25 protein-coding genes are annotated in these 25,702 nt (G+C 47.4%); 20 read left to right on the top strand and 5 right to left on the bottom strand.

Going from position 1 to position 25,702, the window contains the following annotated elements:
• Nucleotides 1-11: 11 nt before the first annotated feature.
• The 4 genes from glyS to mgtE form a co-directional block, all read right to left on the bottom strand.
• Nucleotides 12-2,078, bottom strand: a complete 2,067-nt coding sequence (gene glyS, locus ACZ5KY_RS00780) for a glycine--tRNA ligase subunit beta (RefSeq protein ID WP_464242006.1) — start codon at nucleotides 2,076-2,078, stop codon at nucleotides 12-14.
• 94 nt (nucleotides 2,079-2,172) lie between these two features.
• Nucleotides 2,173-3,042, bottom strand: coding sequence for a glycine--tRNA ligase subunit alpha (glyQ, locus tag ACZ5KY_RS00785; RefSeq protein ID WP_464242007.1), 870 nt, complete (start codon nucleotides 3,040-3,042; stop codon nucleotides 2,173-2,175).
• Nucleotides 3,043-3,200: 158 nt separating this feature from the next.
• Complete coding sequence (recO, locus tag ACZ5KY_RS00790) at nucleotides 3,201-3,959, bottom strand: DNA repair protein RecO (protein WP_464242008.1); 759 nt, start codon at nucleotides 3,957-3,959, stop codon at nucleotides 3,201-3,203.
• 12 nt (nucleotides 3,960-3,971) lie between these two features.
• Nucleotides 3,972-5,327 (bottom strand): magnesium transporter, encoded by a 1,356-nt coding sequence (mgtE, locus tag ACZ5KY_RS00795; protein WP_464242009.1) that lies wholly within the window; start codon nucleotides 5,325-5,327, stop codon nucleotides 3,972-3,974.
• A gap of 759 nt (nucleotides 5,328-6,086) precedes the next feature.
• Here mgtE and ACZ5KY_RS00800 point away from each other — a divergent pair.
• Both ACZ5KY_RS00800 and ACZ5KY_RS00805 read left to right on the top strand, forming a co-directional pair.
• The gene (locus tag ACZ5KY_RS00800; protein WP_464242010.1) at nucleotides 6,087-6,374 is read left to right on the top strand and encodes a cytochrome c3 family protein; all 288 of its coding nucleotides are present in this window, start codon (nucleotides 6,087-6,089) and stop codon (nucleotides 6,372-6,374) included.
• A 111-nt stretch (nucleotides 6,375-6,485) separates the two neighbouring features.
• The gene (locus tag ACZ5KY_RS00805) at nucleotides 6,486-7,331 is read left to right on the top strand and encodes an ion transporter (protein WP_464242011.1); all 846 of its coding nucleotides are present in this window, start codon (nucleotides 6,486-6,488) and stop codon (nucleotides 7,329-7,331) included.
• Nucleotides 7,332-7,408: 77 nt separating this feature from the next.
• Here the strand turns inward: ACZ5KY_RS00805 and ACZ5KY_RS00810 are convergent, their stop codons facing one another.
• Complete coding sequence (locus ACZ5KY_RS00810; protein WP_464242012.1) at nucleotides 7,409-8,152, bottom strand: FKBP-type peptidyl-prolyl cis-trans isomerase; 744 nt, start codon at nucleotides 8,150-8,152, stop codon at nucleotides 7,409-7,411.
• 180 nt (nucleotides 8,153-8,332) lie between these two features.
• On the opposite strand from ACZ5KY_RS00810, the gene ACZ5KY_RS00815 reads away from it, so the two are divergent.
• From ACZ5KY_RS00815 to gspN, 18 genes are all read left to right on the top strand, one after another.
• Nucleotides 8,333-9,241, top strand: coding sequence for a metal ABC transporter solute-binding protein, Zn/Mn family (locus ACZ5KY_RS00815; RefSeq protein WP_464242013.1), 909 nt, complete (start codon nucleotides 8,333-8,335; stop codon nucleotides 9,239-9,241).
• Complete coding sequence (locus tag ACZ5KY_RS00820) at nucleotides 9,220-9,969, top strand: metal ABC transporter ATP-binding protein (protein ID WP_464242014.1); 750 nt, start codon at nucleotides 9,220-9,222, stop codon at nucleotides 9,967-9,969. Before ACZ5KY_RS00815 ends, ACZ5KY_RS00820 begins: the two co-directional genes overlap by 22 nt.
• Nucleotides 9,966-10,796 (top strand): metal ABC transporter permease, encoded by an 831-nt coding sequence (locus ACZ5KY_RS00825; RefSeq protein WP_464242015.1) that lies wholly within the window; start codon nucleotides 9,966-9,968, stop codon nucleotides 10,794-10,796. Before ACZ5KY_RS00820 ends, ACZ5KY_RS00825 begins: the two co-directional genes overlap by 4 nt.
• Nucleotides 10,797-10,898: 102 nt before the next feature.
• A complete protein-coding gene (locus ACZ5KY_RS00830; protein ID WP_464242016.1) occupies nucleotides 10,899-11,156 on the top strand; it encodes a FeoA family protein in 258 nt (85 codons plus the stop codon).
• Between the two features lie 181 nt (nucleotides 11,157-11,337).
• Nucleotides 11,338-12,963 carry an AAA family ATPase gene (locus tag ACZ5KY_RS00835; protein ID WP_464242017.1) on the top strand — a complete coding sequence of 542 codons (1,626 nt, stop codon included), beginning with the start codon at nucleotides 11,338-11,340 and terminating at the stop codon, nucleotides 12,961-12,963.
• Between the two features lie 4 nt (nucleotides 12,964-12,967).
• Complete coding sequence (locus tag ACZ5KY_RS00840) at nucleotides 12,968-13,726, top strand: general secretion pathway protein GspB (RefSeq protein ID WP_464242018.1); 759 nt, start codon at nucleotides 12,968-12,970, stop codon at nucleotides 13,724-13,726.
• A 161-nt stretch (nucleotides 13,727-13,887) separates the two neighbouring features.
• Nucleotides 13,888-14,766 (top strand): type II secretion system protein GspC, encoded by an 879-nt coding sequence (gspC, locus tag ACZ5KY_RS00845; protein ID WP_464242019.1) that lies wholly within the window; start codon nucleotides 13,888-13,890, stop codon nucleotides 14,764-14,766.
• Between the two features lie 13 nt (nucleotides 14,767-14,779).
• Complete coding sequence (gspD, locus tag ACZ5KY_RS00850) at nucleotides 14,780-16,744, top strand: type II secretion system secretin GspD (RefSeq protein WP_464242020.1); 1,965 nt, start codon at nucleotides 14,780-14,782, stop codon at nucleotides 16,742-16,744.
• A gap of 2 nt (nucleotides 16,745-16,746) precedes the next feature.
• Nucleotides 16,747-18,438 carry a type II secretion system ATPase GspE gene (gene gspE, locus ACZ5KY_RS00855; RefSeq protein WP_464242021.1) on the top strand — a complete coding sequence of 564 codons (1,692 nt, stop codon included), beginning with the start codon at nucleotides 16,747-16,749 and terminating at the stop codon, nucleotides 18,436-18,438.
• Between the two features lie 2 nt (nucleotides 18,439-18,440).
• On the top strand, nucleotides 18,441-19,658 hold the full coding sequence (gspF, locus tag ACZ5KY_RS00860) for a type II secretion system inner membrane protein GspF (protein ID WP_464242022.1): 1,218 nt from the start codon (nucleotides 18,441-18,443) through the stop codon (nucleotides 19,656-19,658).
• A gap of 47 nt (nucleotides 19,659-19,705) precedes the next feature.
• Nucleotides 19,706-20,158: a type II secretion system major pseudopilin GspG gene (gspG, locus tag ACZ5KY_RS00865; protein ID WP_464242023.1), complete on the top strand. Its 453-nt coding sequence runs from the start codon at nucleotides 19,706-19,708 to the stop codon at nucleotides 20,156-20,158.
• Nucleotides 20,133-20,645, top strand: coding sequence for a pilus assembly FimT family protein (locus tag ACZ5KY_RS00870; protein WP_464242024.1), 513 nt, complete (start codon nucleotides 20,133-20,135; stop codon nucleotides 20,643-20,645). The genes gspG and ACZ5KY_RS00870 overlap by 26 nt, the downstream gene beginning before the upstream one ends.
• Nucleotides 20,632-21,186, top strand: coding sequence for a type IV pilus modification PilV family protein (locus tag ACZ5KY_RS00875; protein WP_464242025.1), 555 nt, complete (start codon nucleotides 20,632-20,634; stop codon nucleotides 21,184-21,186). Before ACZ5KY_RS00870 ends, ACZ5KY_RS00875 begins: the two co-directional genes overlap by 14 nt.
• A complete protein-coding gene (locus tag ACZ5KY_RS00880; RefSeq protein ID WP_464242026.1) occupies nucleotides 21,146-21,805 on the top strand; it encodes a type II secretion system protein GspJ in 660 nt (219 codons plus the stop codon). The genes ACZ5KY_RS00875 and ACZ5KY_RS00880 overlap by 41 nt, the downstream gene beginning before the upstream one ends.
• The gene (gspK, locus tag ACZ5KY_RS00885; protein WP_464242027.1) at nucleotides 21,802-22,722 is read left to right on the top strand and encodes a type II secretion system minor pseudopilin GspK; all 921 of its coding nucleotides are present in this window, start codon (nucleotides 21,802-21,804) and stop codon (nucleotides 22,720-22,722) included. The genes ACZ5KY_RS00880 and gspK overlap by 4 nt, the downstream gene beginning before the upstream one ends.
• A 47-nt stretch (nucleotides 22,723-22,769) precedes the next feature.
• Nucleotides 22,770-24,164 carry a GspL/Epsl periplasmic domain-containing protein gene (locus ACZ5KY_RS00890; RefSeq protein WP_464242028.1) on the top strand — a complete coding sequence of 465 codons (1,395 nt, stop codon included), beginning with the start codon at nucleotides 22,770-22,772 and terminating at the stop codon, nucleotides 24,162-24,164.
• The gene (gspM, locus tag ACZ5KY_RS00895) at nucleotides 24,161-24,685 is read left to right on the top strand and encodes a type II secretion system protein GspM (protein ID WP_464242029.1); all 525 of its coding nucleotides are present in this window, start codon (nucleotides 24,161-24,163) and stop codon (nucleotides 24,683-24,685) included. Before ACZ5KY_RS00890 ends, gspM begins: the two co-directional genes overlap by 4 nt.
• Complete coding sequence (gene gspN / locus ACZ5KY_RS00900) at nucleotides 24,685-25,539, top strand: type II secretion system protein GspN (protein WP_464242030.1); 855 nt, start codon at nucleotides 24,685-24,687, stop codon at nucleotides 25,537-25,539. Before gspM ends, gspN begins: the two co-directional genes overlap by 1 nt.
• Nucleotides 25,540-25,702 lie beyond the last annotated feature (163 nt).

A 25,702-nucleotide genomic window follows, 5' to 3' on the forward strand; every position in this document is an offset into this window, starting at 1 on the left:
TTGCAATAAGTCTACGCAGCAATACGAGAAAAATCGGCCAAACCAGCAAATAAGCCGGCAACTTGAGTCAGCAATGCGAGACGGTTTGTCTTAACCGCTTCGTCATTAGCCATAACCATGACACCATCAAAGAAAGCGTCCACAGCTGGGCGTAACGTGGCAATGCTTCGCAACACTTCAGGATAATCCCCACTAGCCATTAAGCGAGTGACATCCTGTTGAATGCGCTGCAACTCAGCAAACAACTCTTTTTCACAATCCTCTTCAAAAACATTCTCGACAACGGCATCGGATACACCCCCCTTAATGATGTTACCAACCCGTTTAAATGTTGCCGCAAGTGCTTCGAAGTCTTGCTGTTCTTTCATCGCCGACAACGCTTCAACACGTTGACGTGCATCGATCACATCATCAAACCCTGCACTGAGAACCGCTTCAACAACATCAGCAGAGAACCCTTTGCCAGTCAGCATATTAACAAAGCGTAGGCGGATAAATTCAACCACCTCAGCAGTCACCTCTTCGGCGCTGCGATTGAGTTTGTCTTCCAATTGCTTCACAGATTGAGCAACAAGTGATGGCAATGAGATACGGAAACCACGCTCAATGAGGATATTGAGAATACCGATAGTACAACGACGTAGAGCATACGGATCAGCCGTTCCGGTTGGGATTAAGCCAACGCCGAAACAACCACAAACGGTATCTATTTTGTCTGCCAATGAGACAAAGGCACCCACATTATCACTAGGTAACTCACCACCAGCTTGAATGGGTAAGTAATGCTCATAAATCGCTGTGGCGACGCGTGGATCTTCCCCTTCAATTTTAGCGTATTCACGCCCCATGATCCCCTGAAGTTCAGGAAACTCATAGACCATTCCCGTCTCAAGATCACACTTACACAGTGTTGCTGCGCGGCGGGTTAGCTCTAGACAGCTAGGATCAAGTTGGTTCGCAAGGGTTTCAGCCAAAAGTGTAAAGCGTTGAACCTTTGCATAGCTGGTACCGAGCTTGGCTTGATACACCACATTCTTGAGGGCTTCGAGTCGCGATTCGAGTGACTTCTTTTGATCTTCCTTCCAAAAGAACATCGCATCGGATAAACGCGCACGCAGCACCCGCTCATTCCCTTTCACAACGACACTTGGATCTTTAGGACGCGTATTAGAGATGGTGATAAATTTCGCCAGCAAGCGACCCTCATCATCAGCGAGAGTAAAGTAGCGCTGATGCTCCTTCATGCTGGTGATCAACAGCTCATCAGGTAGTTGCAAAAACTCTTCGTCAAAACTTCCACACAGTGGAGTGGGATCCTCAACAAGATAAGCGACCTCTTCAAGAAGTTCCTCATCAACGTTGAGAGCGCCCCCCTCTTCACGAGCAACACGCTCGATCTCGCGGGCGATAATTTGTTTACGCTCGGCAGGGTCAACAATAATAAAGTGCTCACGCGCTTTAGCAACAAAATCATCGAGCCCTGTGACAGTGAAGGCTTGAGGAGCCATAAAGCGGTGGCCAAACGATTCGTTGCCACTGGTTAATTCACCATAACTAAAAGGAACCACGTCACCACCAAACAGAGCGACCATCCAGTGTATAGGCCGGGCAAAGCGGATATCGAGATCTTTCCAGCGCATCGATTTTTTGAATGACAGGCTCGATACAATTTTCAATAACATCGCCGGAAGTTGATCACAAACGGGTTGTCCCTCAATGACCTTGGAAAGAAAAAGGTAACTCCCTTTTTCTGTCTCTTTTTGACTGAGTTCAGAAACGTCTACACCATTAGAACGTGCAAAACCCTGCGCAGCCTTAGTCGGATTACCATCCGCATCATAAGCAACCTTGATAGATGGGCCCGTAAGGTTTAACTCTTGGCGCTGTTGGAGTTCCGCAACATCAGCCACAGCCAGAACTAAACGACGTGGTGTCGCATAGGTGGTAATGGCACCAAATTCGATGCGCGCAGCAGTTAATTCTTTACGGATCATCCGTTCCAGATCACGCATAGCCACTGGTAGCATTCCAGCGGGAATCTCTTCAGTTCCTATTTCCAGAAACAGTTCTTTGGACATCACTTTTACTCCATGTAAGTTTCGATGAGAATCTTTCACCGACAACCTATAAAGTACAAACCACGGCAGCACCGTGGTTTATGAACAGAATTAATTATTTTTTCAGCAGAGGAAACCCTAAACGTTCGCGCTGAACAACATACCCTTCAGCACATAAACGAGATAGATTTCGCACACGACCAATATAGTGAGCACGCTCGGTGACTGAGATCGCACCACGTGCATCGAGCAAGTTAAACGCATGCGACGCCTTCATTACAAAGTCGTAGGCAGGGAACACCAGCTCTTTTTCGGCCAGTTGAATGCACTCTTTTTCGTACATATCAAAGAGTTGGAACAACATCGTCGTATCCGCTTCTTCAAAATTGTATGCCGAGAATTCAACTTCAGTTTGATGATGAATGTCACCGTACTTTATCCCGTTGGCCCATTCAAGATCGTAGACATTATCAACGCCCTGAATATACATAGCAATCCGCTCGCAACCGTAGGTAATTTCACCAGGGATCGGCTTCAAGTCAATACCGCCGACCTGTTGAAAGTAGGTAAACTGTGTGATCTCCATACCATCAAGCCAGACTTCCCAACCGAGGCCCCATGCGCCAAGAGTCGGTGATTCCCAGTCATCCTCAACAAAACGGATATCGTGACACGTGGGATCAATGCCAAAGCTACGCAATGAATCGAGGTACAGATCTTGAATATTGAGTGGTGCAGGCTTGAGCATTACCTGAAATTGGTAATAATGCTGCAAACGATTTGGATTCTCGCCATAACGACCGTCAGTTGGCCGGCGTGAGGGCTCAACATAAGCAACATTCCAAGGCTCTGGGCCAAGAGAACGTAAGAAAGTCGCAGGATTAAAGGTCCCTGCCCCTTTTTCTAAGTCATAAGGCTGCTGAATGATACAGCCTTGCTGCGCCCAATAATTCTGTAACGACAAAATCAAATCTTGAAATGTCACAATAAAACCTCCGAGAAAGCTACCAACATCGTAGAATACGGAAAAAAGTCAAAAGAAGGGGCGGGCAAATATTACCCTAACAAACCATCCCCAAGTAAAACCAAAATTACTAGCCTATTCCTTTGGTCACTGTCAAGGCAAAACAGGCCATAACGCCTTTATAACGCTTGCTGTATTTGACTAAGAAACTGCTCACTTTTCAGTGTTCGACCAATATGTAAACTCAGAACATGGCGCATCACAGCGCCACCTTGTTGCAGAGTCTCATCACTGAGTCGAATAGCAGAAAACTGAGTTGGTTCGACACGAAGCAAACGGACCAAACTGCCCAAAGTTGTTGACGCAACGGCAACGCCTACACCATCAGGTGCACAGCGAGGACACAGCGTTCCACCACGACGACCATCAAACACCAACCAATCATCACATAAAGGCTCCCAACAACTGGCACAATGACCAAGATGGGGCAACAGTCCAGCGAGTTCTAGCAAGCGCAATTCAAGCAATAGGCGTGAAACAGCAAGGGATTCAGCATGGGGGAGATGAGAGAGGAAGGCGGCAACAACAAGGTAGACATCTGCAACCGGCTGTTCTTCTGGCAACAAAACGGAGACCAACTCACAACCATAAGCGGCCATAGACAGGGCACCAAGATCTGAGACTAATGGTGTTGCAGCTTCAAGCAACTCAATCTCAGCAAGTTGCGCAATACCAGCTCGTCGGCGCTGCTGCCACAGCACTCGAATACGGTTAAAAGGTTGCAGTGCGCCGCCAAAACGACGGCGGCTTCTTCGTGCATTGCGTGCAAAAGCACTGCAAACACCGTGCTCCTTGGTTAACAAAGAAACAATACGATCCGCTTCACCATAGTTGGTATAACGGAGAATAATCGCTTCGCAGGGTTCGGCATCAATCATATACTTGATGCTTTAGCGAAGTTTATCAATAAAAAGGGTGGCGGTTCCGAAATAGATCAAGATACCGGTAATATCATTTGCCGTCTGAACAAACGGGGTGGAGGCAATTGCGGGATCAACACCGATTCGTTTAAAGAATGCTGGCGCCAACACGCCCATACAGGCCGCAACTGTCATCGCCGTTACCATGGCCACTCCGACGACTAAACCCAGATAAATATTCTGATGCCAAAGGGTTGCAATACCAGCTACCGTCAATCCACAAACGCACCCCATAATAATCCCAACCCGCAGTTCCTTTAAAAACACCTGGCGCATGGTAGTAAAGTCGATCCGTCCTGTAGCAAAACCGCGCACAACAATCGTCGCCGATTGACTGCCAACATTACCCCCCATACCGGTAATAACGGGAATAAATGCGATCAGAGAAATCACCTCTTTAAGGGTGAGTTGAAACCACCACATTAAGTAGCCTGTGACCACACCACCAAACAAGTTAACCAATAACCACGGCAACCGCAACCGAGCAATTTTGAATGACTTATAGCCATACATCAGCTCCTCTTCGCTGGCACCTGCCATTTTATAGATATCTTCCGTTGCCTCTTGACGCATAACATCAATAACGTCATCTACGGTAATAATACCTAAAAGCTTATTGTGATCATCGACAACGGGAATTGCTAAAATATTGTATTTAGCAACTTGCTGCGCAACCTCCTCTTGATCGGTATCAACGCGAACACTAATCACACCTTCGGAAACAATGTCGCGCAAGCAGCGTCCTGCTGGCACAGTGAGTAATTGCCGCAGGGATAAAACACCCACTAAATGGTTATGGCGATCAGTGACATAGATATAGAAAACCATCTCGGCGTCATCCGCACCCTGTAGCGCCTCAATCGCCTCTTTAGCTGTTAAATCTTCACACAATGAGAAGAACTCGGTGGACATAATCCCACCAGCACTATCCTCCTGATATTGCATGAGATTTTCAATCTCTTCAGAACAATCATCCTGCATACTATCGAGGATCTCATCGGCTAAATCCTCAGGCATATTTTGGATAATATCAACGGCATCGTCGTGTGACATATGTTGAAGCACATCGACAATGGTGTCTTTTTCAATCTGCTCCAGCAGCAACGCACTGGCGCTGTGTTCAATCTCAGACAACACCTCCGCAGCGGTATCGACATCCTCTAGCATATGAAATAAAATACGCTGTTCTTTTAAGTCTAAATAACGAAACAGATGAGCAATATCGGCGGGGTGAGTTTTTTTGAGTAAATTATCAATATTGGAATGTGCTCCACGACGTATCAATTTCTTAATCGTATCGAGCAACATTTGAATTTTCTGTTCCATAACAACCTCCAAGAGACAAACAGCACAACCAGTCATGTGTATCAATAAATACCAAAATAGGCAACACTTGAACCCGTACAGAGAAAGACACGCCAACGACCCAACAAACAGTCATCAACCCACTCAAACACAACAAAGAAATTGACCGCAGGGGGGGTGACTCTAATAATTTTATTATTTCAGATGAACAAAAACTCTTACACGATCCGATTCCAAAACAGGAAAGATAACGCCATGAAAAACAGCACAAAATGACTTCTTCTGTTCTTTATAATAATGCTATGCACCTCTATTTCTGGCGCCAATAATGGGCCAGACTCGGTCACCTATGCTCAGGAATCGAGTCAAGGCCCTGTCATCTTTGACCACGAAAGCCACAGTGATTTTGTTAAAAACGGTTGCAGTAATGTCGCGTGTCATGGTGTCTCGGGGATAAAGACCAAAATTGTTTTAAACAAAAAAACAGCTCACGGGAAAATGTGTCGTACTTGCCATAGTCATACCAACAAGGTTGAGGCGAGATTGTGGCCCATATCAAGTGTCTTGAATGCCACCTAAAAGGTAACATAGCACCAAAACTATGCCGAGACGGACGACAATCCAGCGACTGCAAGAAGTGTCATAAATAAAAGTATACAGCCTACTACTGCAACAGTGCGCAGCTTTTTTGATAAAAGCAGTGAAATTTTCACCTTGACCCCATTTAAATTTTCATCTAAGTTTGCACGATTGAATTTTTATTTATCTTAGGAGGAAAACATGAAAAAACTGATCGTTGCTCTGATGTTGGTTGCTTTTGCAGCCTCTACCGCTCTTGCTGCTGATGTTGTAACCTACGCTGAAGGCTGCAAAAAAGGTGCTGTAACTTTTGACCACGCTATGCACGGAACAAAAGTTGTTGACAGCTGCGCTAACGCTGCATGCCACGGTGCTGCAACTCCAGCTAAAATTGCTGTAGACAAAAAAACCGCTCATAAAGATCTGTGCAAGACTTGCCACAAAGGCAATGATGGCCCAACTAAGTGTGCTGGTTGCCACGTAAAGTAAGCCGACATCGCGACTTACATGATTCACAAGAAAGCGAAGCCTACTGGCTTCGCTTTTTTTTTAGCCATGACTCCAACATAAAGACCCTCTTCGACTTTCTGGAGTGACACTATGAAGAGAATCCATTCAGACGAACAATCGAACAAGAAACTCGCTTTAAACTGGCGAAATCGCCTGCACGAAATTATTTTCGAAGCAGAAACACCTGCGGGCAAAATATTTGACGTGCTACTCATCGTGTGCATTATTGCCAGCATTATTGTTGTTATGATTGACAGCGTTTCGCACTGGCAACAATCTATCGGTCAATTGTTACTCATCGCTGAATGGGCTTTCACCATCCTGTTCACCATCGAGTACCTATTGCGCCTCGTGTGTATTGGTCGCCCGATTAAGTATGCTACCAGTTTTTTTGGTATCGTCGATCTGCTCGCGATCATCCCCACCTATCTCGGCCTCGTTCTCCCCGGCACCAAATACTTACTTGTGGTACGAGTACTGAGAATCTTACGCGTCTTTCGTGTTCTAAAACTGGTTCAATATTTAGATGAAGCCAATTACCTGCTCGCAGCATTACGTTCCAGCGGCCGAAAGATTGCGGTATTTCTATTTGCGGTGGGAACACTCGTCGTCATCTGCGGCTCACTTATGTACGTGGTCGAAGGGGAAGCGAATGGTTTTACTAGTATCCCGCGAAGCATTTATTGGGCCATAGTCACCTTAACAACGGTCGGATATGGCGACATATCGCCTCAAACAGACCTTGGTCAGGTTCTCGCATCAATTATTATGATTTTAGGTTACGGCATTATTGCCGTTCCCACAGGGATTGTTACCGTTGGACTAACTCAGGCATCAAATCGCACAGCAATATCAACCACATCATGCCCCGATTGCAGTAGTGAAGGTCATGCGCCAGATGCATTATTCTGTAAGGATTGTGGCTCAGAACTTTAGACACAAAAAAGCCGCTTTCCACGCAATCGTGAAAAGCGACTTTTTATTTTCAACAACATACCGACTCAATGATAAGACTAATGGCCACCCTCTGTTGTTACAGGCTCTACAGCGGCTGCTTCAGTAAGGACCTTCAACAGCTCCACCTCAAAAACCAACACTGAGTTGGGTGCGATAGCGCCGCCCATTGCTTGTTCACCATAAGCAAGATTTGATGGAATCACCAACTGCCATTTTGAACCTTCAGACATCAACTGAAGTGCCTCAGTCCAGCCCGCGATAACACGAGAAACTGGAAATTCTGCCGGCTGTCCACGATCATATGAGCTATCGAACACTGTCCCATCAATCAATGTTCCGCTATAATGGACCTGTACCACATCCTCGGCCAAAGGCTTACGCCCAGCCCCTTCAGTAACCACCTTGTATTGCAGACCACTTTCAAGGGTTACAACGCCTTCCTTTGCTTTATTAGCTGCTAAGAACGCATCGCCTTCCGTAACATTGACTTGAGATTGAGCATCGGTTTTCTTCTGATGTTGTTCAACCATATACTGTTGAAACTCTGCCATTGTCGCAGCAATTTGCTCTTGATTCAGACGAGGTTCAGCACCGTTTTGAGCATCATTAAGACCAGCAAGGACAATCGCCATATCTAAATTGAATTCATTGTCTTTAAAGTTCTTAGCCACATCGTAGCCAACACTATAACTGACTCTTTGACTTAGGGTTTCAAGAGAAATATTCGCATCTTTCTTCTCTTCGTTACAACCTGACAACGCCAGCACTGAGCTGACAAGTAAAACTATCCATATACGCATAGAAATTGTCCTTTGGGGGCTAATGTTTAAATAACCTACTAAAAATACGGCGACAACAATACCACTGCTGCCACCCACAGCAAATCGTTGGTTTTTGCTAAAAATACATGACCAAAGTACATTTTGCGTATAGACTTGCCAACATAAAATCGTCCACCGTTTCATTCAGGAGCTATTTTCATGACCATACGCATCGCCCTGCTGTTTATTTTACTGACCCTAACCTGTGCATCTGCACAGGCTCAGCCCCTAACTCTCAATATTGCTGTGAGTGTTGCACCACAAAAATACCTAGTTCAAAAACTAGCGGGTGAGCATGCCAATGTTCGCGTCATGATTAAACCTGGACAAAGCCCGACAACATGGGACCCATCCCCACGTGAGATGGCGCAATTTTCTTCGACCGATCTCCTATTTTGCGTTGGCGTACCATTCGAAAACGTTTGGTTGCCACGATTACGAAACAATTTCCCCAATTTGAAAGTTCGTGATCCGCGCCAGCAGATTGAGTTACGCCCACTCCAAGAACACAACCACCACAACGAGACACACCACGTTCAAGCTGAACCTACAGACCAGATTCTTGACCCACATATCTGGCTTGATCCACTGCTTGATATTCAGATGGCTGAAAACATGCTCCATGCCCTGAAAGAAATCGACCCTGCTCATCAACAGGATTATCAGCGACGATTCGAACAACTTCGGCACGAGTTCACACAACTTCATCTTGAAATTGAGGAGCTGCTTCACCCCTATCAAGAACACACCTTCATGGTATTTCACCCATCGTGGGGTTATTTTGCGGAGCGCTACCACCTTCAGCAAATGGCGATTGAATTATCAGGAAAAGAACCAAAAGGTGCCAACCTCGCGCAGATTACTCATCAAGCACAGCACAATGGTATTACGGCAATTTTCATCCAGACACAGTTTAGCCAAAAAGCGGCGACCACTATTGCTGATCAAATTGGTGCCCAAGTTATCACCCTTGATCCTTTAGCGGAAGATTTGCCGTTTATGCTACGCACTACCGCTCAGAAGCTAAGCCAAGCACTGGAGGCCTCATGTCCGCCCTCATCACACTAAAAGATGTCAGCTTTAGCTACGATGACCGACTCATTTTGGACCATGTAAACTTAAGTATAAATGAGCGTGATTTTCTTGGTGTTGTCGGGCCAAACGGAGGCGGTAAAAGTACTCTATTAAAATTAATTTTAGGACTACTCACGCCCAGTACAGGCGAGATCAACGTATTTGGAAAACATCCGAATAAGGTTCAAACACGCCTTGGCTATGTGCCTCAATTTGCTACATTTGATAGCGCATTCCCGATCACAGTGCTTGACACGGTGCTTCAAGGTCGCCTAGGCAAAACCCGTTCCCTGCTCGGCTACAACAAGCAAGATCATGCCATTGCTCAGCAAGCAATGATTGAGGCGGATGTGGAATCGCTACAAAAACGAGCGATGACAGCACTTTCCGGTGGCCAACGTCAGCGAGTACTGATTGCTCGCGCCCTCGCCTGCGAACCTGAAATTTTGCTACTCGATGAACCAACAGCTAACATTGATCCCCATCATGGTGAAAGCATTTTTGAACTTCTTCACCGTCTCCATGAACGAATTACCATGATCCTCATCTCGCATGATGTTGGTTTTGTCTCCCGTTCCGTCACGCGGGTAGCCTGTTTGAATCGCACGCTGGTTTGCCATGCTACCTCACCGGTAGACAGCGACAGTATCAACCACCTATATTCAGGCCCCGTTAGTGTCATCCATCACGATACCCGCTTATCACCCGAGGACAAACTGTGAGCTTTTTCAACGCCCTGCTTGAACATACATTTCTACAACACGCCCTTTTCGGTGGCCTACTAGCCAGTCTTGCTTGCGGTGTGATCGGCTCATTTGTTGTTGTGCGACGCATCGGTTATATGGCCGGAGGAATTGCTCACGCCATTTTAGGCGGCATGGGTATCGCCTATTTTTTGGGTCAACAACCAATGAGCGGCGCCCTTATTAGTGCCCTGATTGCAGCCATCATCATCAGTCGCGTCAGCCGAGTTAGCAAACACGGCCACCATCAAGAGGACACCATCATCAGTGCCCTGTGGGCAGTCGGGATGTCTGTTGGCATTATTTTTATCGCTAAAACACCGGGCTACAATGTCGATTTGATGAGTTACCTGTTCGGCAATGTGTTGATGATCTCATCGAAAGATCTCTTCCTTATTTGCCTACTTGACGGTGGTGTTTTACTCTTCACCCTCATCTACTTCAAGCAGCTACTTGCATTATGTTACGACCCTGAGTTTGCCGGGTTACGTGGTATTCGGGTCGAATGGCTTAATACCCTATTGCTATGCATGGTTGCCGTAACGGTTGTCATTCTCATTCAAATTGTCGGTTTAATTTTGGTTATAGCCATGTTGACCCTACCCGCAGCAACGGCACGACTTCACTCGGCCACCTTGCTAGGGATGATGATTCTAGCCACCGTATTGGGGATGATTATCACCAGCGGCGGCCTATTGATTTCATACAACTATGATTTACCAACAGGGGCAACCACCGCCTTAATTTCTGGTGTTCTTTATCTCGTTGCCGCCCTGATTCCCCAACGACGACACACCGTTAAATGATAATAATTCTCATTACCACTTGACCCACCATATCGTCCACGTTAACATGGAAGTGTAATGAGTTTAAATTTAGAGACTTAACCCTATAAATTTGAGAAGACTATGTGTCCACTATCGCAATGCAAAAGCGGTGATACCGTTTATATAAAGGGGTTTACTGGCGGCTCTTCGCTGCGCGGAAAGCTTCACTCTATGGGATTAATGCCTGGTGAAGCCCTTGAAGTGATCTCTAGTAATTGCGGCCCGCTGGTTGTTCAAACCAAAGGGATCAAACTGGCAATAGGTTGCGGTATGGCTGAAAGTATCATGGTTTCTTGTCACTGTTCCTGTGATCGCGGCGCACCCTGCTGCCAACGCTGATTGACACGATCCCTTCTATTCCCCTTCTTACCTCCACCGAATTTACTAGAAATATCCACTTCCTTTGATTATGCTGAAACCGAATCAACATTCTATCATGTGAATGTGCGAGCGAGTTTGTTCGCCATTTGAATCAAAATCTCACATAGAGCAGCATGCTGCCCCTCGCAATGGACAATCGATGTATAAAGATTACTTTGGTCTGAACAGCAAGCCATTCTCTATCGCCCCCGACCCACACTATCTCTACATGAGCGAACGACACCGTGAAGCGTTAGCGCACCTCATCTACGGACTACAAACGGAGGGTGGCTTTGTTCTGCTAACAGGTGAAGTGGGAACAGGGAAAACAACGATTTGTCGTTGCCTGCTTGAGCAGATACCAGACGATACTGAAATCGCGTTTGTCCTCAACCCCAAACTCACAGTGCCTGAATTACTGGCAACCATCTGTGACGAACTGGGGATTGACACCCCGCCCAACAACACCAGCATCAAAGTCTTTATCGACACTATCAATCATTACCTCCTTGATGCCCATGCTCAAGGTCACAAAACCGTGGTAATTATTGACGAAGCGCAAAACTTATCAATTGATGTCCTTGAACAAATCCGCTTACTGACCAACCTCGAAACCAACAAGCAAAAATTGATGCAAGTGATTATGTTGGGACAGCCCGAGCTCAAGGAGATGCTTGCAAAACCCGAGCTACGCCAATTGGCTCAGCGAATCACCGCGCGCTACCACCTTGAACCATTATCCACCGAGGAGATGGCTGGCTACATTAGCCACCGCCTTGCCATTGCTGGCGTCGAACGACCGCTGTTTAGTGCCGCATCCATCCGAAAACTGTATCAACTTAGCGGTGGAGTTCCCCGCCTGATTAATCTCTTATGTGACCGTGCGCTACTGGGTGCCTACGTGCAAGAGCAGCAGATTGTCAAGCCCAAGCTACTGGCCATGACAGCCAAAGAGGTCTTTGGCGACAAGAACGAAAAATCATCGCAACCAGCGTCATCACACTGGCTTCGCAACCTCATTGCTCTTCTCTGCATCACAACAATCGCAGGCGTGGCAGGTTACTTTTTTCAATCGATAACACCTCAAATTCCAACAAAAGTAACTCAACAGAAACTGCAACCAAGTTCTGAGGACAAAGTACAACAAACATCCTCCGTGCCGTTTGCGTTAGTCTACCCAGAAGAGATCCCAATCAACGATAGCTTAACCCACGCCCAGCATGAGCTATTCAAGCTATGGGGATACAACGATTACCAGCTTGAAACACTGGCTGGCGACTATGCGCTGCAAAACGGCTTACGCTACCTAACAAAGCGGGGCAGCCTCGGCACACTGAGCCGCCTTAATCGGCCCGCAGTGCTAACCCTGACCAACTCATACGGCCAAGTTTTCTATGCAACATTGACTCAACTCTCGAACAACAGTGCTACATTTAATTACGGCCAAAACAGCCAAACAGTTGCCACAAGTGACTTAATCAACCAATGGGACGGTGAATTCTCATTGTTATGGCAACCTCCAGCTGACTATATTAATGCCATCCGTCCTGACGATAACGGGCTAATGGTTGTGTGGCTGGAACGACAGTTTGCCGAAATGATGCAGCGTACTCCGAATTTAAATCCTGCGCTAAAACTCGACGGCCTCCTTCTTGAAGATCTTTACCAATTTCAAATATCACAAGGACTTAAGGCCGATGGCATCGTTGGCCCAATCACCCTGATCCACCTCAACAACAAATTAAACACAACCCACCCAATGCTAACCAACAACAGGGAGGGCTAAACAGATGTCCTTTATCCTCGAAGCGCTAAAGAAATCAGAAAAAAATCGTCAAAAGTCCAGTGCGCCAAACCTTGAAACACAACACCACAGTAGCGTTAAAGCGCCAAAAAAACGGCCGCTATGGATCGGGCTGTTCGTGCTATTCGTTCTGCTATTTAACGGCCTGATTCTCATCTGGTTATTTGGCCCCTGGCAACAAGAGAAGACTCAACCTCAAGAGCAAGTATTGGTGTCCAGCCCCCCACCAATAAACACTGAAGTCACAGAAACAATTGCCGTGGCAGCCGCACCACAACCTGTGACAACAATAGAAACACAACCCATTACCATCAAACAGCAACCACCCACGGTGGTCGCTGTCGCGTCAGCCGTACCACAGTCTGTGACTGCAGTAGAAACACAAACCATTGCCGTCAAACAGCAGCAGCCCGCAGTGGTTGCAGTTGCACCAGTGACACCGCCTGTGACAACAATCGAAGCACAACCCACAGTAATCACAGTTGAGCCAGCAGCCGAACCTAAACAACAGACAGCTGTGACCATCCGTGAACTACCGGCTCATATCCAACAGCAACTGCCAACATTTACCATGTCGGTACATGGCTATGCAGGTGACAATAATAGTCTTATCCGTCTTAACAACAAAATCATGCGTCAAGGTAGCACCCTCGATGGTCGTTACCGACTGGAAGAGATTACAACCGATGGTGCTATCTTCAGCTATCAAGGCTATCGGTTTAAAATCTCGCGTACGGGGCGATAACTTGCGGCACGAAGGAGACCCACCGCCCTTTCTAATGTTCAGACAACATCAAATTACAAACATAAAGAATATTCATTTTATCTACTGCATAACTCTGCTACACTAGATGAAAATTTTGGCGCATCCCCTGTGCACTTGCACATTAAATAACGGATATACATATGCTATCTCTGTTTCACCGTGGACTACCTCTTTTCTATCTCTGCCTGTGTGCTATGCTTGGTTTATCCCTCGCAGGGCTTGTTACCAGCGAAGCTGAAATACGCTTAAATACGGGCTCGGCCTCTCTGGCTGCAACGACAGCACATAGTGCGCAATCGCAAGGCAGCCAACAACCCGCGAATAATCGTATTATTCTGCAACGCAACATATTCAACTCGGCGCAACCGGCTCAGGTGTCTCGCCCAGCGGCGACACAATCCGCCGCGACAACACCACAAGCCATTAGCCGATTCACATTGATTGGCACTGTGGTTGCTGGTGATGAATCCCTTGCGGTGATCAACACCGGGAAAAAGATCGAAGTCATTCGCTTAAATGAAATAATTGCCAATAGCATCACGTTGGTTAGTGTAGGGCGCGACTACATTGAGATCGAAAACGCTCAAGGCGCACGGAGTATTTTACAACTTGATGCCAAGGGGTCAAGCCCGAGCCAAACATCGAGCAGTAAAAGTCCTCAACGTGGTGCAAACCGTTCAGCGATTGTTAGCCTCGGGACCAACCGCTGGCACATCCCAACAACGGAAGCGGAAAGAATTCGCACTGATATTTCATCGATTATTAAACAAGTACGGATTGATCCCCATATTGTCGATGGAGCAACAGATGGTTTTGTAATTAAACGTATTCAACGAAACACGCTACTCAGTCAAATGGGTCTTAAACGTGGAGACGTTTTACATGCTGTCAATGGTGTCACCCTCGATAGCCCAGAAAAAGGGCTCCAAATATTCCAGCAACTTCGCGAAGCCAAAGCTCTCAGCCTTGACCTGAAACGTGCTGGCCAAACAATGAATTTTCAATATGAAATCAAGTAAGGAGTCCCTTTTGGTGTTTATACAAAGCCTCAAATTCACTGGCCTAGCGCTGCTGTTCTGTTCATTAATTTTGGTAAGCCCACTTACCTCGGCAGTTCATGCCTCAAATGGCGATGCTGCCATCACTCTTGATTTTAAAGATATTGAGCTAAGCGACCTGATTCAAACCATCAGCGCGTTAACAGGTAAAAACTTTGTTTACGATGACAGCATTCGCGGCAAAGCGACGATTATTTCATCGGAGAAAATGACTAAAGATGAAGCCTATCAGTTATTTTTAACCGTCATGAGCATCAAAGGTTTCACCGTTGTGCCAACGGGGAAAACCCATAAAATTGTCGCCACAAAACTCGCCCGCGAGAGCAACCTACCCACACAATCAACAGCGTCGAACCAAGATCAATTTGTCACGCAGATGATCACTCTCAAGCACATTAACGCAGTGGATATCGCCAGTACGATCCTCGCTCCATTAATGCCAAAAACCAGCAATATCGTGGTCTACCAACCGTCCAACATGTTGATTATTTCCGACAACTCATCAAATATTCAACGTCTAGCAGCTATCATCAAAGAGCTAGATGTTGCTAGGGACTTGCAAGAAACACGCATCGTGACGCTTCAATACGCTGACGCCAAAGAGACCGCGAAAATTTGTAACGATCTTCTCGCTACCACTCCAGCTAAAGCAGCATCGCGAGCCAGTAAAAACGTTTCGACCAGTACCACCACCAAGGCAAGCAAAGTGCTTGCCTATGAGCGCACCAATAGTTTGATCATCATGGCTACAGCTGATGATATTTCTACCCTTGAAGGGGTCATTGCCAAACTTGACCAACAGCCAACCAAAGAACATGCACGTATCAATCTATACTATCTTGAAAATGCCGACGCTGAGACTTTAAGTAAAACTCTCAACGAAATTATCACTGGCATTAAAAAACCAACCAAGAAAGCGGCTAGCGGAGCAGCAATTGTTGCAGCGGCACTGCGCACCAACATCTCAGTTACCGCTGATAAACCAACCAATGCTTTAATTGTCAATGCCACTCCTGAAGATTACGTTGTCCTGCAAGACATCATTCGCCAACTCGATATTCGCCGTAAGCAGGTGTATGTTGAAGCGTTGATCATGGAACTATCGATGGATGCGACCGAAGCTCTCGGTGTCAGCCTACAGGGAGGATTTGGAGTCGGCGACAGTGGCGCAGTGGGCATCAGTACCCTCGGCGGTGGTGCAAGCAGCGTAGGTTCAGATTTACTAGCGCAGTCTGTTAATGGCATCCTAGCGGGTGGATTCAGTAAACTTATCGAGGTCGGTACCGATGCCGATGGAAACCCCATTACAATTCCTGCCTTCTCGGCTTTAATCGATCTATCGGAAACCGATACTAACGTTAACATTTTATCGGCACCGCGCTTACTCACCTCTGATAACGAAGAAGCGGAGATCGTTGTCGGTCGTAATGTGCCAATTATCACCTCGCGCCTCACCGACAGTACTGGTAGCGATAGTCTCGCTCAAAGTGTCTCTGTTGAACGCAAGGATGTGGCTCTGACTCTCAGATTCACTCCACAAATCACTCAAGGCGACTTAGTTCGACTCAATGTTTATCAAGAGACAACAGACTTAGTCGAAGATGGTACCAGTGTCGGTGACGTTAATGATGTCGGCCCGACCTTCACCACCCGTAAAATCAGCAACACTGTTCTGGCTCAAAATGGTCAAACCGTAGTTCTCGGCGGCCTAATCTCAACCAACAAGACAGACACCATCAAAAAGGTTCCTTTCTTAGGCGACATTCCAATATTGGGCTGGTTGTTTAAAAGCACCAGTCACGATGAAGTTAAGACCAATCTTCTCGTCTTTATCACCCCAACAATCATTAAAGATATGGACGACCTAAGTGCCATAACGTTATCAAACAGACAACAGATGGATACACTCCAAGAAGAACAAGCGCAGGAGCCAAACTAACGATGGCCAGCTTTCAACTTCTCGGTGAAATTCTACAGCAGCAATGTGACTTGAGCGATGACGCGCTACAAGAAGCTCTCAACCGCCAACAAGAGAGCCCACAGCGTGTTGGCGAACTGCTTCTTGAAGCACAGGCGATCACCTCGCAACAACTTTATCGTGCCTTAGCTGAGCAATTAGAGCTGCCGTTTATTGATCAACTTCCAAACGTGATTAACGAGCCAGAGTTTCTTGAACTCATACCATTGGCCTACGCGCGCCAACACTGCATCATGCCACTACGCCGTCAGGGCGATTGTTTACACGTGGTGATGGCCGACCCTTTTGAGCGCAATGTTGTCAACGATTTGGCGAGCATTGCCAACGCTCGCATTGAGATCAACTTGGCTCCGACCGAGGAGATTATTGCCCTCATCAACCGTAGCTATGAAGGTCATGCTGGCGCCGCCCATGATGTGGTCAACGACATTAGCGACAGCGACGACGACTTTGTCAGCAACCTAGAGCCTACTGATCTGCTCGATAGTAACGATGAAGCGCCGATCATCCGCTTTGTTAACAGCCTGATCACGCAAGCCTATAAAGAGCGCGCCAGCGATATTCATATCGAACCCTTTGAAACGGAATTGATCGTTCGCTATCGTATTGATGGTTTACTCTATGAGGTGCTACGCCCTCCGTTTAAAGCGACTTCGAGCATTATTTCACGCTTAAAAATTATGGCAGGTCTGAACATTGCTGAAAAACGGTTGCCGCAAGATGGCCGCTTTCGCGTGCGCATTGCCGCCAAAGATATCGATGTTCGTGTTTCCTCATTGCCCACCGCCTTTGGCGAGCGGATTGTGCTGCGTTTGCTCGATACCAGCAACAACGTGCTCTCCCTCGAAGATATCGGCATGGCTGACGGACTGCTGCAACAAGTCGATCAACTGATCCGTAACAGTCACGGCGTATTTTTAGTCACCGGCCCTACGGGTAGCGGTAAAACCACCAGCCTTTACGCCGCTTTGAGCCGTCTCAACGACCGCGAAAAAAACATTATCACCGTCGAAGATCCCATCGAGTATCAACTGGCCGGTGTGGGTCAAATTCAGGTTAATGCCAAGATTGATCTCACCTTTGCCAACGGCTTACGTTCAATTCTGCGTCAAGACCCCGACATCATTATGGTGGGTGAAATTCGCGACCACGAAACCGCTGAGATTGCCATCCAATCGGCGTTAACAGGTCACATGGTGTTTTCGACACTGCATACTAACGATGCCGCTGGCGGCCTGACTCGCCTCGTTGAAATGGGGATCGAACCATTTCTTGCCGCGTCATCCATTGTCGGCATTCTCGCCCAGCGTCTGGTGCGTACCATTTGCCCACACTGCCGCGAGGGCTACCAGCCTGAAGCAAGCATTCTCAACAAACTCGGCCTTAATAGCGCCCAAGCGCAAACTTTTTATCGCGGCACAGGTTGCGATCACTGCATGCAGATCGGTTATCGTGGTCGTAGCGGAATCTATGAACTGCTCACAATGAGTGAGAAGGTTCGTTCGCAACTGCTCGGCAACAGCGATTCGTCATCGATTCGCAATACCGCTATGAACGAGGGGATGATTCCGCTTCGCCAAGCAGGATTACAGGCAGCACGTGAAGGGATCACCACCCTAGAAGAGGTGGTTCGAGTCACTCAGGAGGAAAACTAGGAGTGGCCCTCTTTGACTACAATGGCTTTGACAGCCAAGGAAAAAAAGCTAAAGGCAGCCTCGATGCGAGCAACAAACGGGTCGCCTTGGATAGCTTGCGAGAGCAGGGGTTTTTCATCAGCACCCTTGAGGAGCAGCAAGGCGCCAGGCGCAAACAATTCAAGTGGTCTTTTAACCGCAGCTGTAAACTTTCAGTCAATGATCTGGCAACTACTACCCGCCTATTAGCGACACTCCTACAGGCCGGAGTCCCCCTTGATGAAGCACTTCTTTCACTCGTTGAGCAGGTAGAAAAACCCGCCCAAGCCCGACTTTACAACCAAGTAAGAGAACAAGTTCGCCAAGGAAACTCCCTCTATCAGGGATTGATGGAACAAGGGAGCAGTTTTCCCGACCTCTACATGCGGATGGTTCAAGTTGGTGAAAGCAGCGGATCGTTAGATAAGGTTTTGTTGCGGTTAGCAGACTTTCTTGAAGATCAAGCGCGACTCAAATCACGCACCGTTGCCGCATTAGCCTATCCGGTACTCATGGCGATTGTCGGTACAGGTGTATTGTTGTTTTTAGTTAGTTTTGTTGTCCCTAAAATTACCCGCATGTTGTTGGATATGGGCCAAGTATTGCCCCTGCCGACGCGGCTACTGATCTCGGTTAGCGATGTATTAGCCAGCTACGGCTGGATCATGGCAATCATTATTGCCATAGGCGTGGTCTTTTTTCGCCGTTACCGCAAAACAGTTCATGGCCGCCTACGCAGTGATGGATGGACCCTCAAACTGCCCCTCATTGGCCGCATGCAACGTGAAATTTCAACAGCTCGCTTTAGTCGCACCCTAGGCACATTGCTCCACAGCGGTGTACCACTGTTAAGTGCCTTAGAGATTAGTGGTGGACTGCTACATAACCGTGTCCTACAGCAAGCCATTGAAACCACCACGGTAGCCGTGCGCGAAGGAGCCAGTTTAGCTGAACCACTCAAACGTTCGGCGGTATTTCCACCATTACTGGCCCAGATGACTGCCATCGGAGAGCGCAGTGGCAACCTCGAAGAGATGTTGATTAAGGTTGCCGACAGTCAAGACCGCCAAGTTGAAGTCACACTGTCAGGCCTACTATCGCTGCTTGAGCCACTGATGATTCTCGCCATGGGTGGAATTATCGGCTTTATTGTTCTGGCAGTACTACTGCCAATTTTCCAAGCTAGCCAAGGTTTAGGCTAAATCAGTTAACACCAGTCTTTATAAATATCATCAAGGAGAGATCATATATGAAAACAACATCACCCTGTAACATCACCCACAATCAACGCGGCTTTACCCTCATAGAGGTAATGGTGGTCGTGGTGATTCTTGGCATTCTTGCTGGGATCGTTGTACCTAAATTGCTTGATCGCCCCGAAGATGCACGGCGCACCAAAGCCGTGTTACAAATTAAGGGCCTCGAAGAAACACTCGCTCTCTACAAACTCGACAACGGTAGTTTCCCCACCACAGATCAAGGATTAATCGCGTTGGTGACCAAACCAGAGAGTGGCCGTATCCCGCTAAAGTACCGCGATGGTGGTTACATTAAAAAGATCCCTGCTGATCCATGGAGTGGCGAATACATCTACTTGGCACCTGGATTAAACGGTGACTACGACCTGCTTTCATACGGTTCTGATGGTGAGCCGGGTGGTGAAGGAAAAGATGCTGATGTGCAGAGTTGGGAGATTGAATAACCAGCGCGCATTCACTTTGATGGAGCTGTGCATTGTCTTGTTTTTGCTCAGCCTGTTTGCGGTGATCTCAGTTCCATTGTTCAGTAGCGTTGGAGAAAACAACCTCAATCACAGTACCCGTCGGCTTAGTGGTATCGTCAAATATTTGTACAACGAAGCGGCGTTAACCGCGACTGCCCACCGCTTGGTGGTGAAGATAGAGGACGGGCTGTGTACGCCACAGAAACGTTCCGAGCAGGGTGAATGGCTCGCGACTAACGGCAGTGTGCGTAGCTACCAACTGCCAGCCAATGTTCAAATAACAGAGGTATGGATCGATGGCAAAGGTGGTCTGAACACAGGCACTGCGACCATTGATTTTCATCCACAAGGATGGCTACCCGCAACCACGTTCCACCTTCAACAGGGTGAAATGCAACTCAGCCTCCACTTACTACCGTTCACTGGTACCGCAGAGGTTGAGGAGGGCTACCATGATTTTGAATAGCATGCTGTCGGACTTCACAAGAACCTACTGCGAATCAGCTGGGCTTGGCCCATATTCCCGTCCATTTTCGACAAATAGGCTCACTATTCGCTCTCAAATGGTCGAAAATCTGGACTCAAGCCAGCTGTTTCTCGTTACGGATCGTCAAGCCCGACAACCAGCTAGCTCTCGAAACACTGAGCGGGGTTTTACATTACTTGAAGTGATGATTGCATTGGTGATTATCGGTATCGCTCTCATCGCCTGCTTAACCTTGGCGAACCGCTGTATCCAAAGTCACGAACAGGTGCAACGAATCACCACTGCCACCATGCTGGCTCAGCATAAGATGAGCGAACTTGAAGCGCAATCTCGCAATGGCGAACTAACCCATAGCACTCAAAAAGGCAATTGGGCCGAGCCGTACGATCAGTTCCGTTGGCAGGTTGATTTTAACGACACGCTGGTTAGCGGAGTTCAACAGGTAACCGTTTCAATTATCTGGGGTGAACGTCAGCGCAATGAAGAGGTCAGTATTGACTCATTTTTATTCAACAAATAAACGGCGTCCAAGGGTCGCAGCGAACGGCGGTTTTACCCTCATTGAAGTGGTCATTGCCGTTGCATTGCTCAGCCTTGTCATGTCCAGTGTTTATGGTATTTTCACAACCATCAGCACCACAGAGCAACGCTTGCAAAGTGAATCGGAACTCTACCATCAGGCCCGGGTTATTTTTGATCGACTAGGGCGTGAACTCAGTGGCAGCTATCTCGCAACCAGCAATGAGAATTCAGCCTTCAGTGCTAGCAACGAAAACGGCACCCCGTACCTAGCATTTACTTCAACCTCAGCCATCACCAAAGGTGCACAACAGGGTGGATTGGTACGGTTACGTTACGAGTTAAGCACTGAACGGAACAAAACAGTGGGTCGGCTTCTACGCAGTTCAGTGCCACTATTTGTTCCCGATGATCCACAAAAGGGCCAGCGACTTAGTTCACAGATTAAACAAGTCCAGTGGCGATTTTATGATGGCAATGATTGGCAGGATGATTGGGATAGTAGTCAAAGTAACACCTTGCCGCAAACTGTTGAAATCAGTATGACGTTGATGAACAATGATCATGAAGTCAGTGTGACAACAGCCTTCGATCTTTCGCTGCAAAGGATCGAAAAATGAGATCACTTGGCAATGAAAACGGAGTCGCCCTACTCTTGGTATTGGCGATCACGGCTCTGCTGGCAGCACTATTGAGTCAACTATCATTTTCCACCCTTGTTGATTTGCGCCTCACCGAAACCTACCGCGATACCACCCGAGCTCATTATTTAGCCAAGGGGGGGATTCAGGTTGGCCAAAGGATCTTGGCAAATGATAGCAACAGCTACGATGGCAACGATGAACTGTGGGCACAAGGGGTGGCTAATTATCCCGTGGGTGATTTTGGCGAAGTGAGCCTGACAATTACCGCGCTGGATGGCAAGATTAACATCAATAGTCTGATCACCACAGCGGGCCAGATTGATGTTGTGGTGATGGATCGATGCTTACGATTATTCGACCTATTGGAGATGAGTGACGGCCCATCGCGAGTGGACGCCATCATCGATTGGATCGACACCGATGAGGACCCTCAACCTGCGGGAGCCGAGTCAGGTTATTATGCCCTGCAAACACCGGCAAGCTATTGTAAAAATGGCCCCTTCGATACCCTCGAGGAATTGGCGATGGTGGCAGGGTTCACTACAAAAGAGGTCAACACGCTGCGCAAACATATCAGCGTATATGGTGACAACAAGCTCCACATCAATTCGGCAACCGCTGAAGTAATAGCGGCCCTAGCAGAAGAGGTTAGCCTCTCAACTGCACAAATGATCGTTGAACAACGGCAAAGCAGTCCCTACCAATCGGTGGAGGAACTCAAGCAGTTGCCAAACATGGAAAGTTTTTACTGGGCCATCAATAGTTTTTTTACGGTTCAGTGCAACACCTATCGCATTACAACAGATGCCAGAGTTGGCGATGGTCGGCGTCAAGCAAGTGCGACGGTAAATAAAGAGACCAATAATCTGCTGTATTTTCAGCTTTTTAATTGAACAATGATGGTCACAAACCACTTATTACAACGTAGAGGTTAACCCCTATGATGAAACGACGGGTCGGAATAGAGATCTCGCAGCAGTGTATTCGCATGGCGATCTTTGACGATGAAAAAGAGAATCCAACACTCATCAAGCATGCTGAATGTGCCATTGACGACACCAGCAATATCGGCACTGTGCTCCTTGAGATGTTGGGCTCGCGACCTGGCTTTGCCGATCGCACCTGTAGCACCTTAGCAACGGGGGGATTTGTTCGTCAGCTGAGCTTTCCATTTCGTGATGCGCGCAAAATAGCGGCAGCGGCACGCATGGAACTAACCGCTCAACTTCCCAGTGACATCAGCGCTCACATTATAGCCATCACTGCTGCTCTACCTTCCGAGGGCGATGCGATTATCACTGCGGCCACGGCGACAACCGAACAGGTTAGTGCCGCATTGCAGCCTTTCGAGGACAGTCAATTTCCACTGCATGTTCTTGGGCTGTCCCCCTACACCGAAGCAAGTGGCATAAAAAAATGGTTCGCCAACGGCATTCTCATTCAACTGCACCAACACCAACTCCTCATCAGCTTGATTCAACATGGCGAGGTGGTATCATTTGAAGCCTGTGGTCAAATCAATGACGCAGAGATTGAAGATGCCAACGCACTCTGTGGCCGACTAAACCGCGAAATATTAATGATCTGCCGCAGTGCCAGAGTAAGTTCTCAGCCCGTTTGCTTAATGGGTGACGGTATTTCACAGGAGCTCAACAAGGCGCTTACTGAACGCGACTATGAACTTATAGAGCTACCGATTCGCGCCAATAATCAAGCGATTGACGCTGCATTCTTACCTGTGTGCGCGAAAGCATTAGCGGCCAACCAAGCAACACTTAATTTTCGCACCGGACCCTTTGCGCTAAAAAGCGAATGGGCGGCGATTAAAAAACATCTTTACACCGGCGCAGCATTGCTGGCTACGGCCCTCATCATTACTGGAGCAACAGCGATTCGCACCTATCAACACAAAACAGACGTGGCTGAAAGTTACCGCAAACAGATGACACAGATCTTTCGTCAAACGTTGCCTAACACCCGCGCTATCGTCAATATTCCAATGCAGCTTCAATCGGCCTTGCAACAACTACAAACCACCAGTGCACTGATGGGGATAGATAAATCAACATCAGCGCTTTCGGTGTTACGCGAGTTCTCAACGCACACACCAACGGATTTAAAGGTTGATATCAAGAACTTCAACTTGGAAGAGTACACGTTGATTGTTGATGGCGAAACCAACTCATTCGACAGTATCAATCGGCTCACCAGTGAACTACAGCAATCCGCTATTTTCACCAAGGTCGACATTGCCGATGCAAAAACAAGTATCGACGGGCAATCGGTTAGTTTTCGTCTGCAAATCACCATTGGCCTACAGGGGGGACAATCATGATGCACTCTCTTACGACACGCGAAAAGATGATGGTGATCGGTGGTGGCTTCTGCTGCTTGGTCACGCTGGTCTATTTCGCCATGATTCAACCTTACAATGCGGCCATTGATCGACTCGACACCAAGATCGCCTCACGCAGCAAACAGGTGCAGCAAGTTCAACAGCTTCAGCAACAATACCAACGAATTCAAGGACAAATAGCTGCCCTTGAGAATCGCCAAACCAGTGCCGAAAACTTTTCACTGTTTAGCTTCATCGAAAGCCGGGTAACGCGTATCGCCCAGCGCGAAAACCTCACCGCCATGCGGCCATTGCCGACCATCGCTCACGAGGATATGACCGAACAGGCGGTTGAGATTAAACTTGAGAAGGTTTCTCTCGGCCAGATGATGCAACTATTACAGAGCATTGATAGCGCTCCAGCACCGCTACAAGTTAAAACGCTACAACTCAAAGTGCGCTTCGACAACCCACAACAACTTAATGGCTCAATGCAAATTTCAGCCTATAGCAAGAAATAATGATGGCAAAAAAAAGTTATTTAACTAGTGAGAAGCTTCAACAGGCCAAGTTTATCCCTTTGGTGGTCGGTTTCTTTTTCATGGCGGGATTATGGCTATTTTTCCCAGATCAAGCATTGCAACACCGTCTTGAGCAGGAACTGAGTCAACAGCTTCAGCGACCTGTCAGCGTTGGACCTCTCGCTTTAGAGCTCCCCTCAACTGTTACAATCGACAGCCTTGAAACCACGGCCCTACCGCGTTTAACCGTGCAGCTTAACCAACTCAAAGCTCGGCCTATGTGGTTGCACCTATTACAAGGACGCTTTTCCGTTGCCTTGCAAGGGGAAACACTCGGTGGAACCTTCAACGCTGAACTCGACTCAGCGCGCCACCTTCAACTTGTTGCCGCCGGTTTACACTGGGACCAACCGCTTCCTCAATTACCAAAAATTCAGCTCACTACCACCATTGAGAAACTCGATGCGAGCGGATTTATCGACCCAATTAATCAACTTGAGCAACTGCAACTTCACCTGTCAGAACTGAAGGTCGCGGGCCTTAAGCAATTAAGTGCCCCCGTTGACCAACTCAATCTAGGTCGCATTGAACTGCAATTGAGCCAAAATGAACGGCTGATCACCATCGACCAATTTTCTAGCACAGGCGGAGATCTAAACCTAACTGGGCAGGGTACAATCGTTTTGCAACGCAACCTAGTTCGCAGTCGCATCGATTTAACCGTGAGCATTAAACCGAACAAAAATCTAGATCCCGCACTCTCTTCATTGCTACCGTTGTTAGGTAAAAAACAAAGCAATGGTCTCTATTTGTTCCACCTCGGTGGCACCATTGAATCGCCTCGGCTACGATAAAAAATCCATTAATTCGTGGAACAAAGCTGACACGACCTTGTTCTCGCTAAAAAATCAATTAATTCAAAAACATCTGAAGACATTATTTGATTCCAATCCATTTAAGTGGGTATGCTATACTCTTACAACTCAGTAATCTCACATACTCATACATAGGAAAATA

It is taken from the genome of Desulfuromonas svalbardensis (genome assembly GCF_055389415.1).